General features: G+C 71.0%; 13 protein-coding genes. 5 read left to right on the top strand and 8 right to left on the bottom strand.

Annotated features, from left to right (window positions below; genetic code table 11):
- Nucleotides 1–67: 67 nt before the first annotated feature.
- Entirely contained in the window at nucleotides 68–1,039 is a 972-nt protein-coding gene (locus ASG23_RS11950; protein ID WP_056025047.1) for an aldo/keto reductase, read from the bottom strand.
- 258 nt (nucleotides 1,040–1,297) lie between these two features.
- Between ASG23_RS11950 and ASG23_RS11945 the strand changes: the two genes are divergently transcribed.
- From ASG23_RS11945 to ASG23_RS11930, 4 genes are all read left to right on the top strand, one after another.
- The gene (locus tag ASG23_RS11945) at nucleotides 1,298–1,786 is read left to right on the top strand and encodes a hypothetical protein (protein ID WP_056025044.1); all 489 of its coding nucleotides are present in this window, start codon (nucleotides 1,298–1,300) and stop codon (nucleotides 1,784–1,786) included.
- Nucleotides 1,787–1,867: 81 nt separating this feature from the next.
- Nucleotides 1,868–2,713 (top strand): DUF4097 family beta strand repeat-containing protein, encoded by an 846-nt coding sequence (locus tag ASG23_RS11940; protein WP_056025040.1) that lies wholly within the window; start codon nucleotides 1,868–1,870, stop codon nucleotides 2,711–2,713.
- Between the two features lie 23 nt (nucleotides 2,714–2,736).
- A complete protein-coding gene (locus ASG23_RS11935) occupies nucleotides 2,737–3,528 on the top strand; it encodes an ABC transporter ATP-binding protein (RefSeq protein WP_200941588.1) in 792 nt (263 codons plus the stop codon).
- Entirely contained in the window at nucleotides 3,525–4,289 is a 765-nt protein-coding gene (locus ASG23_RS11930) for an ABC transporter permease (RefSeq protein ID WP_056025037.1), read from the top strand. Before ASG23_RS11935 ends, ASG23_RS11930 begins: the two co-directional genes overlap by 4 nt.
- 48 nt (nucleotides 4,290–4,337) lie before the next feature.
- On the opposite strand, the gene ASG23_RS11925 is transcribed toward ASG23_RS11930, so the two are convergent.
- The 4 genes from ASG23_RS11925 to ASG23_RS11910 form a co-directional block, all read right to left on the bottom strand.
- Complete coding sequence (locus tag ASG23_RS11925) at nucleotides 4,338–5,000, bottom strand: DUF4386 domain-containing protein (protein WP_056025034.1); 663 nt, start codon at nucleotides 4,998–5,000, stop codon at nucleotides 4,338–4,340.
- 66 nt (nucleotides 5,001–5,066) lie between these two features.
- Nucleotides 5,067–5,282, bottom strand: coding sequence for a helix-turn-helix transcriptional regulator (locus tag ASG23_RS11920; RefSeq protein WP_056025031.1), 216 nt, complete (start codon nucleotides 5,280–5,282; stop codon nucleotides 5,067–5,069).
- Entirely contained in the window at nucleotides 5,276–5,704 is a 429-nt protein-coding gene (locus ASG23_RS11915; RefSeq protein ID WP_056025027.1) for a hypothetical protein, read from the bottom strand. The genes ASG23_RS11920 and ASG23_RS11915 overlap by 7 nt, the downstream gene beginning before the upstream one ends.
- On the bottom strand, nucleotides 5,704–6,702 hold the full coding sequence (locus tag ASG23_RS11910) for an NAD(P)-dependent alcohol dehydrogenase (RefSeq protein WP_235521045.1): 999 nt from the start codon (nucleotides 6,700–6,702) through the stop codon (nucleotides 5,704–5,706). Before ASG23_RS11910 ends, ASG23_RS11915 begins: the two co-directional genes overlap by 1 nt.
- A gap of 105 nt (nucleotides 6,703–6,807) precedes the next feature.
- Between ASG23_RS11910 and ASG23_RS11905 the strand changes: the two genes are divergently transcribed.
- Complete coding sequence (locus ASG23_RS11905; protein WP_162242690.1) at nucleotides 6,808–7,332, top strand: adenylyl-sulfate kinase; 525 nt, start codon at nucleotides 6,808–6,810, stop codon at nucleotides 7,330–7,332.
- 7 nt (nucleotides 7,333–7,339) lie between these two features.
- On the opposite strand, the gene ASG23_RS11900 is transcribed toward ASG23_RS11905, so the two are convergent.
- Genes ASG23_RS11900 through ASG23_RS11890 form a run of 3 tightly spaced genes read right to left on the bottom strand, consistent with a single transcriptional unit; the run spans nucleotide 7,340 to nucleotide 9,314 of the window.
- The gene (locus ASG23_RS11900) at nucleotides 7,340–7,747 is read right to left on the bottom strand and encodes a RidA family protein (RefSeq protein ID WP_056025021.1); all 408 of its coding nucleotides are present in this window, start codon (nucleotides 7,745–7,747) and stop codon (nucleotides 7,340–7,342) included.
- Between the two features lie 38 nt (nucleotides 7,748–7,785).
- Nucleotides 7,786–8,748 (bottom strand): LLM class flavin-dependent oxidoreductase, encoded by a 963-nt coding sequence (locus tag ASG23_RS11895; RefSeq protein ID WP_056025018.1) that lies wholly within the window; start codon nucleotides 8,746–8,748, stop codon nucleotides 7,786–7,788.
- A complete protein-coding gene (locus tag ASG23_RS11890) occupies nucleotides 8,748–9,314 on the bottom strand; it encodes a sugar O-acetyltransferase (protein WP_056025015.1) in 567 nt (188 codons plus the stop codon). The genes ASG23_RS11895 and ASG23_RS11890 overlap by 1 nt, the downstream gene beginning before the upstream one ends.
- Nucleotides 9,315–9,331: the final 17 nt, after the last annotated feature.

The raw sequence follows: 9,331 nt of genomic DNA, 5'->3' as shown, positions 1-9,331 counted from the left end.
TATCCCGGCAGCGGCCGAGCGCGCCGACCGAGGGCTCCGCGGTCGGGGTGCCGCGACACCCGGGACGTCAGTCGGCGTCGAGCCAGACGTGCGGCGGTGGGACGAGCGCCTCCAGGGCCGGCCACAGGGCGTCCGGCAGCGGTTCCGAGGCCAGGTCGAGCGTGCGGGCGACGCGGCCTGGGCGGCTCATGCCGACGACAGTCGATGCGATCCGCTCGTCCCGCAGCGAGAACTGCAGCGCCGCGGAGCCGAGGTCGGTGTGGAAGTCGGAGCACACCCGACGCATCGCCTCGACCGCCTGGAGCGTCTCGGGCGGTGCCGGTCGGTAGCCGTAGCTCGTCGGCCCGCCGGACTGGAACGCCAGGATCCCGCCGCCGTAGACCGCGGCGTTGAGGATCCCCATGTCCTGCCGGACGGCCTCCTCCAGGAGCGGGCCCGCGGTGCGGTCCACGAGCGTCCAGCGGTTGTGCACGAGCAGGACGTCGAAGACGCCCAGGTCCAGGTACTTCGCGATCTCCTGCACCCGCCCGCCGGCCAGGCCGATCGCGCCGACCTGCCCTTCCTCCTTCAACCGGACGAGCGCCTCGACCGGGCCGCCCGGCGCGGACATCTCCTCGAAGTCGAACGACTCCGGGTCGTGCAGGTGCACCAGGGGCAGGTGGTCCATGCCGAGGCGCTCGCGACTCTCCGCGACGGACGCGCGCACGCGGTCGGCGGAGTAGTCGCGTCCCGCCGGGTCGACCTTCGTCGCGATGACGACGCCCTCGGGCACCCCGCCCGCCTCCACGAGCGCGGCGCCGATGCGACGCTCGCTCTCACCGTCGCTGTAGCCGTTGGACGTGTCGATGAACCGGATCGGGCTGTCGAGTGCGGCAAGGACCGTGGCGACGCCCTCGTCGGCGGAGACGTCGCGACCGAAGAGCGCGGGCATGCTGCCGAGCGGTCCACCGCCGAGACAGACGGCCGAGACCTGCAGGCCTGTGCGACCGAGATCGCGGATCCATCCGGGCTGACCCGGTGCGTAGACGGGCTGCTTCATCCTCACATCCCATCACGTCAGGTCCGAGATGTCGGGCCGTCGCTGCACCAACCTCGCGGCACGCGACGACCTGGCCGTCCTGAGCGGTGGCCCAGCCTCGACCCGTCCCGAACGCGACCACGCCCTCGCTGCCGACGGCGAGCAGCCGGTGGTCGACCACGCCCGTCTGACCTGCGCTTCCGGTGCCTGACACCACTTTGCGCGAATCTGACACCACAATTACTTGACCTGACACCACAGTGGTGTCATGCTGGTGCCATGGACCTGGGACAGTACGTCAACGACCTGCAGCGTCAGCTGCTGGAATCCGCGGAGAACGGCACCGACGACACCCGCGCCGTCGCCGAACGGCTCGTCGCCGGCCTCGACTCCGCGGCGCGACTCGTGCTGCTCGACGTCCTCTCGGCCGCAGCCGGGGAGATCACCCGCGACCTGGCACCCGGCTCGGTCGACCTGCGACTGCGCGGCCGTGAGATCGAGTTCGTCGTCTCCCAGGCGAGCACCGAGTCCGACAGCGACGACGAGCCCGCCACCTCGGTGGACTTCGACGACGTCAGCACCTCGCGCACCACGCTCCGCCTGCCGGACGCCCTCAAGGCGAAGGTCGACGAGGCCGCCATCGCGGACGGACTGTCCGTCAACACGTGGCTGGTGCGGGCGGTCGCCGCCGCACTCCAGCCCAAGCAACGACGATCCGCACAGCGCACGCTGCGCACCGGCGACAGCTTCGCCGGCTGGGCGCGCTAACCCGCCCACCCGAGCACACCCACCAGCCACGCGGACCCGCGGGGCCGGACGAACACACCCAGAAGGAAGGCAGGCGTCAGCATGCCCACGTACCCCACGCCCACCCCGATCGACCTCGCCATCCACCTGCCGGTGGGCGAGATCGAGGTCGTCGCCGGCGACCGCACCGACACCGTCGTGACCGTGTCGCCGACCAACCCGGCGAAGGCGGTCGACCGCCGGGGCGCGGAGGAGACGAAGGTCGAGTTCGACGGCCAGCGCCTCACCGTCACGGGCCCGAAGCCCCGCTTCAGCATCATCGGCCCGACCGAGTCCGTCGACGTGCGCGTCGAGCTGCCGGCCGGCTCGAGGCTCACCGCCGACGGCTCGCTCGGCGGTGTGCACACCGTCGGACGGCTCGGCGCCACCCGCATCAAGTGCGCGATGGGCCCCGTCGACGTCGACTCGACCGGCGACCTGTGGCTGCGCGCCGGACACGGCAACGCGACCGTCGGCACGGTGGACGGCTCCCTGGAGATCACCGCCGACCACGGGCAGATCCGGGTCGGCACGGTCACCGGCGACGCGGTCCTCAAGGCGTCGCACGGGTCCGTCCAGGTCGGGGAGTCCGGCGGCGACCTCGACGCCAGGCTCTCCTACGGCGACCTGGAGATCACGAGGGCCCTCGGCTCGGTCACGACGAAGACCTCCTACGGCAGCATCCAGCTGCACGAGATCTCGAGCGGCTCCATCCAGGTCGAGAGCGGCTACGGCCAGATCACCCTCGGCGTGCGGGACGGCGTTCCCGCCTGGCTCGACCTGTCCTCGAGGAGCGGCCACGTCCGCAACCAGCTCGAGGGCGACCGCGCCCCCGACGAGTCCGAGCAGTCCGTGGCCGTCCGCGCCCGCACCCAGTCGGGCAACATCACCGTCCAGCGCGCTCGGTGAGAGCCGAGAAGAGGAGCACGACCATGTCAACCATCACCGCACCTGCCATCCGCGTGCAGGGCATCGAGAAGTCCTACAAGGAGCTGCACGTCCTGCGCGGCGTCGACTTCGAGGTCGCACCGGGCAGCATCTTCGCCCTCCTCGGCTCGAACGGGGCCGGCAAGACCACGATGATCCGGATCCTGTCGACACTGCTCAAGCAGGACGCCGGCACGGCCATCGTCGCCGGGTCCGACGTCGCGACCGCCGCGTTCCAGGTCCGGGAGTCCATCAGCCTGACCGGGCAGTTCGCCGCGGTCGACGAGATCCTCTCCGGCAAGGAGAACCTCGTGCTGGTGGCCAGGCTGAGGCACCTGAAGAACACCGACCAGATCGCCGACGACCTCCTCGCGCGCTTCAGCCTCACCGAGGCGGGCTCGCGCAAGGTGGCGACGTACTCCGGTGGCATGCGTCGTCGGCTCGACATCGCGATGAGCCTCATCGGGCAGCCGAAGGTGCTCTTCCTCGACGAACCGACCACCGGCCTCGACCCCGAGGCGCGCCTCGAGGTGTGGCAGGTCATCAAGGAGCTGGCTGCACAGGGGACGACCGTCCTGCTCACCACGCAGTACCTGGACGAGGCCGAGCAGCTGGCCGACCGGATCGCGATCCTGCACCACGGCCGCATCATCGCCAACGGCACCCTCGGGGAGCTCAAGAAGCTGCTCCCCCCGGCGACCGTCGAGTACGTCGAGAAGCAGCCGACGCTGGAGGAGATCTTCCTCGCGCTCGTCGGCACCGGAAGCACCAACGAGCTGAGCGAGGACCTGTCATGACCACCACCCACTTCGTCAGCGACACCGCCGATCTGACCGGTCGCTCGCTGCGTCACATCACCCGCAGCGCGGACACGATCATCACGACCGCGGTCACGCCGATCGCCCTCATGCTGCTGTTCGTCTACGTGTTCGGCGGCGCGATCCAGGCAGGCACCGACAACTACGTCAACTACCTGCTGCCGGGCATCCTGCTGATCGCGATCGCGTCGGGCATCGCCTACACGGCCGTCCGGCTGTTCACCGACCTGCAGAGCGGCATCTTCGAGCGGTTCCACTCGATGCCGATCTCCCGGCCGTCCGTGCTGTGGGCGCACGTGCTCACCTCGCTGGCGTCCAACGGGATCACGATCGTGATCATCGTGGCGGTGGGCCTGCTCATGGGGTTCCGCACCTCGGCCGGGATCGGGGCGTGGCTCGCCGTCGCCGGGATCCTGACCCTGTTCACCCTGGCCCTCACCTGGGTCGCCGTCATCGCCGGCCTCTCGGCGAAGTCCGTCGACGGCGCCGCGGGGTTCTCCTACCCGCTGATCTTCCTGCCGTTCATCAGCTCGGCCTTCGTCCCCACCGAGACCATGTCGGGTCCGGTGCGCTGGTTCGCGGAGAACCAGCCGGTCACCTCGATCGTCAACACGATCCAGGACCTGTTCGCCGGGCAGCCGGTGGGCAACGACATCTGGGTGGCGTTGGCCTGGTGCGTCGGCATCCTCGTCGTCGCCTACGTCTTCGCGATGCGCACGTACCGCCGCAAGATCAGCTGAGCGCCAGCCCACTCGACCGCCCACGAGCCCGTGGGCGGTCGAGCCGTGTCATCGGGCCACGGCGAACGCCGGTGCGACCTCCTCGCGGACGGGCGCGCGCACCCCCTTGACCAGGAGCCACAGCAGTAACGCGATCTCGGAGACCCCGCCCAGCAGGCCCAGAACCAGGGCGGCGGCGTCCGCGGAGGAGGCAGTGAGCTCGACGACGAGGCCGAGCAGGTACCCGACGCCACCGACCACGAGCGCGTACCCGAGCACGCGCGGCATCATGCCCGACCGGACCACCAGGTAGCCGAGCGGGATCAGCCACCCGCCGAAGAAGACCTGCGCGACCAGGTACCCGACGCCGTGCAGGTCGAGGAACAGCACGGCGAGCTCGTCGGCCCCCCGCTGTGCCGCGAGCCCGGCGCCTGCGTGGTTGACCAGGTTGAGGCTCTGGATCGCCACGCTGACCGCGTTCATGGTGAGCATCGCGACCGCGGCGGGGCGGTGCACGTCCTTGAGCAGCGCGTAGAGGGCGATGCCGACGAGCAGGAAGCACGTGTAGGCGACGAGGTCGGCGGCGAACGCGACCGTCATGAGCTCCGCACCGTCGCGGAGGGCTTCGGCGACGTCGTCGGACGCCTTCACCGTCGACCGTGCGAACAGCTCGGCGAAGCCACCGCAGACGGCGACGACGAGGTACAGCAGTCCAGCCAGGCGTGCGTTCATCGGACAGTCCTCTCGAGGGCATGACGGATCGCGAGACCTCGCGGCCCCGTGCGGCGTGCTGTGCGATCAGCCCGGGTACTGGAAGACGTCGTCGAGCGGGACGTCGAACACGCGGGCGATCTGGAAGGCCATCTCGAGCGACGGGGAGTAGCGCCCCTGCTCGATCGCGATGACCGTCTGACGGGTGACGCCGATGCGCTGCGCGAGCTCGGCCTGCGTCATCTCGTCGTGGGTGAACCGGAGAGTGCGGATGGAGTTGGTGACCTGCGTGGGCTTCACCACGTGGAGAAGTCCCGTCGGTAGGCGACGAGCTTGGTGACGGAGCCGAGGATCGCCGAGAGGACGAAGCAGAGGTACACGACGTTCGCGATCCAGAACCAGTCCGCCTCCAGCAGGGCGAGGACCATGGCGGCGAGGCTGCCGATCACGACGAACGAGTTGCCTGTGCGCTCGCCGAGGCGGTTGATCTCCTTGTCCCGCTGGTCCGTCAGGTGGCCGTCGCGCCGGTTGGCCAGCCCGACACCGATGCTGCCGACGATCCCCGCGACGATCGCGCCGCCGATGGACCAGAGCAGCGGGGCGGCGTAGTCCACCTCGGTCAGCGGTACGTCCCGCGCCCGGCTCAGCACCACCACGACGTACGCCGTGTAGAAGGTCACCGCGACGACGAGGAACACCCAGATGTTCCGCTCTTCGTACGACATCAGCTCTCCTGCGCGACGGTGAGGACGGTCTTGCCCCGGGCGTGCTCTTCCTGAAGGCGACGCATCGCTTCGGGAGCGTCGCTCAGAGGGTAGGTCCGCTCGATCGCCGGGGTGAGCGAACCGGCCTCGGCGAGCTCGCGCAGCCGGTCGAGCTTCCCGCGGCTCGGGGTCGCCAGGACGGGCCGCAGGTGCTGCCCGACGAACAGGTTCACGACGAGCGCCTGCGCGAGCCGGGCCAGCGGACCGATGATCCGACCTCCGCCGCCACCGGACAGGTGGAGCGTGCCCTGCGGGGCCAGCGCCCGCCGATAGGCCGCGAGGCTCCGGTTGCCGACGAGGTCGATGATCAGGTCGTACCGGGTGCCGTCGCTGGTGAAGTCGGAGCGCTCGTAGTCGACGACGTGATCCACCCCGACCCCGCGCACCAGCTCCACGTTTCGCCCGCTGCACACCCCGGTCACCTCGGCGCCGAGCGCCTTGGCCACCTGGACCGAGAACGAGCCGACCCCACCGGACGCGCCGTTGACCAGCACCTTCTGCCCGGGCTGGACCCCGGCGACGCAGTCGAGCGCCGTACCCGCCGCGAGCGGGAGGGTGGCGGCCTGCTCGAAGGTCAGGTTCGCAGGCTTGGGCGCGACCAGCGTCGCCGGGACGCACACGTACTGCGCCCACACGCCCGCCACGGCCTCCCCGAACACCTCGTCGCCGGGCCGGAGGTCGGTCACCTCCGCGCCGACCGCCTCGACGACACCGGCGACGTCCTTGCCGGGCACCGGGTGCTTGGGCTTGCGCAGCCCGGAGACGGCCCGGATCAGGGCCGGCCGGCCGGTGACCATGGCGACGTCGGCGAAGTTGAGCGACGAGGCGCGCACGGCGATCAGCACCTCGTCGGCCTTCGGTGCCGGCCTCGGGACCGTCCCGTAGGTGAGCACCTCCGGCGAGCCGTACGCGCGCTGGACGATCGCCTGCATGGTGCGAGTCTCGGTGTGGGCGCCCATCGGAGGTCTCCTGTGTAAAGAAACATTGACATGGCGAAGGTATGACGAACCAGACATCGTGTCAAGAGTTCTTTACACGGCAGGATGGGCGGCAGGATGGGCGGCATGCAGGTCATCGCGCTCTCAGGAACCGTCGGTGCAGGCAAGTCGACGCTCGCGGTCGCCCTGCGCGACGCACTGCTCGTCCGCGGGCTCGCCGCCGGTGAGCTCGACGTGGACGCCATCGCCAACGAGACGTCCGCGCCGCCCGACGACCCCTTCAACGAGCGCATGGTCGTCGCCCACCTCCGTGCGATGCGTCAGCACTGGCGCGATGCCGGGCTCGAGGTGCTGATCCTGCCGCGCGTCATCGAGACCGCCGCGCAGCGCGACGCCTACGCGGACGCGCTCGGCGAGCCCATGCGGGTGGTCCGGATCGACGCACCGACGGCCACCCGGCACGCCCGCCTGGTCGCCCGGCACCCGCCGGGCCCGGAGCGGGACTGGCACCTGGCCCGGACCGACGTCCTCGCCGTCCTGCTCGTCGCCGCCGGCCTGGAGGACCTCGTCGTCAGCAACGACGACCGGCCGCCCTCGGCCGTGGCCTCGCAGATCGCGGACCTGCTCGATCTCCAGCCGACGGTCGCGTGACCGAGGCTCAGTCGACGACGGCGGCCACAGCCTCGATCTCGACGAGCTGATCGGCGTAGCCGAGCACGGTGACGCCGAGCAGGGTGCTCGGGACGTCGTGGTCGCCGAACGCGTCCCGGACGACGTTCCACGCGGCGACGAGGTCCGGCTGCCGCGAGGACGCGACGAGCACGCGTGTGCTGATCACGTCCTCGATCGTCGCCCCGGCGGCGTCGAGCGCCAGGGTGAGCGTCTCGATGCACCGGGCGGCTTGACCGGCATAGTCGCCGACTGCCGCCGTGGACCCGTCGTCCTCGAGCGGGCACGCGCCGGCGAGGAAGATGAGCCGGGAATCCTTGTCGGCGGTGGCCGCGTACGCGTACTGCGCGACGTCGCTGAGCTGGGACGATCGGATGAGTCGGACTGCGCTGACCATGGCGGCATCCTGCCAGGCGGGTCCGGCCGGGTGTCTTTCTAGAGCACCCGCGCCAGGTCCTCCAGCGCGTCCAGCGGGTCCGGGCCGACCGGCATCAGGACCGCCGTCGTGACGCCCGCGTCGTGCAGCTGCCCGATGCGCGCGCGAGCGCCCTCGACGGTGCCGACGACGGCGAGCTGGTCGACCCACGCGTCGGGCATCCTCGCGGCGAAGTCCGCACGGCTCGCCGCCCCGGCGCGCAGCGCGCGGAACTCGTCGGCGAACGGCAACGGCGCGATGTGCACGTCCCAGTCCGGGTCGCCGATCCACTCCAGCGCGGGCCGGGCAGCGTCGCGGGCGCTTGAGGCGTCGTCGTCGACCACCGCGACGCAGTACGCGACGATCCGGTGCTCCCGCGTCGGCGCGATGTGCCGGAGCGCCTCTGCGACGTACTCCGGCGTGACCGGCTCGGCGAGGATCGTGCCGTCGGCGGACCGGCCCGCGAGCGCGAGCGACCTCGGTCCCCGGACCCCCGCCAGGATCCGCGGGACGCTGCTCGGCGGCGTGTTCAGCTCGACGCCGTCGAGCGTCACGTATCGGCCCTCGACGCTGGTGGACGCCCCAGTCAGGATCGCCCGCACCGCGTCGAGGTGCTCGCCGAGCATCGTCAGCTGGCTGGCCGGCCACGCGTCGACCTGCCGCATCCAGCCGGGCATCCCGTGCCCGATGCCCACGTCGATCCGGCCGGGGAACAGCTCCGCGAGCGTCGCGACCTCCATCGCCGTGAACGCCGCGTTTCGCACCGCGGCGGGCAGGATGCCGATGCCGAGGCGGATCCGCTCGGTCATCGCGAGCGCGGCGGCCGCCTGCGCGACACCCCCGCGGAAGAAGCAGTCCTCGACCACCCAGAGCTCGTCGAACCCGAGCGTCTCGGCGCGCTGCGCGTACGTCCGGAACTGGTGGGCGGGCAGGTCCCGCGGGAGCATGACGCCGACGGCGCGCTCCGTCCTCAGCTCTGCCATCAGATCTCCTTGATCACGCGGGCCGGGTTGCCGACCGCGACCACGTTGGCGGGCAGGTCCTTGGTGACGACCGCCCCGGCGCCGACCACCGTGTTGTTCCCGATGGTCACCCCCGGACAGACGATCACACCGCCACCGAGCCAGACGTTGTCGCCGATGGTGATCGGCTTGGCAGCCTCGAGCTTGTTGCGGCGCGGCTCCGGGTCCACCGGGTGGATCGGCGTCAGCAGCTGCACGTTCGGGCCGATCTTCGTGTCGTCACCGATGCGGATGTGCGCGACGTCGAGCGCCACCAGACCGAAGTTCACGAACGACCGCGCACCGACGTGCAGGTGCACCCCGAGGTCGACGTAGAGCGGCGGGCGGATCCACGAGCCGTCGCCGAGCGAGCCGAGCAGCTCCCGCAGCCGGTCGACGGCGTCGTCGTCGCCGTCGCGCACCGCCTGCGCGAACCGCTCCGCGCGGGCCTGCGCGGCACTCGTCAAGGCGTGGATCTCGGCGTCGGCCTCGTACCAGTCGCCCGCGACCATGCGGTCGTACTGCGTCCGGGTGTCGTCGTCACTCATGACTCCGACGCTCTCAC

The organism is Cellulomonas sp. Leaf395 (assembly GCF_001424125.1).
Classification (GTDB): domain Bacteria; phylum Actinomycetota; class Actinomycetes; order Actinomycetales; family Cellulomonadaceae; genus Cellulomonas.
The sequence above is the reverse complement of the archived record's forward strand: the minus strand, read 5'-3'. Positions and strand labels throughout refer to the sequence as shown.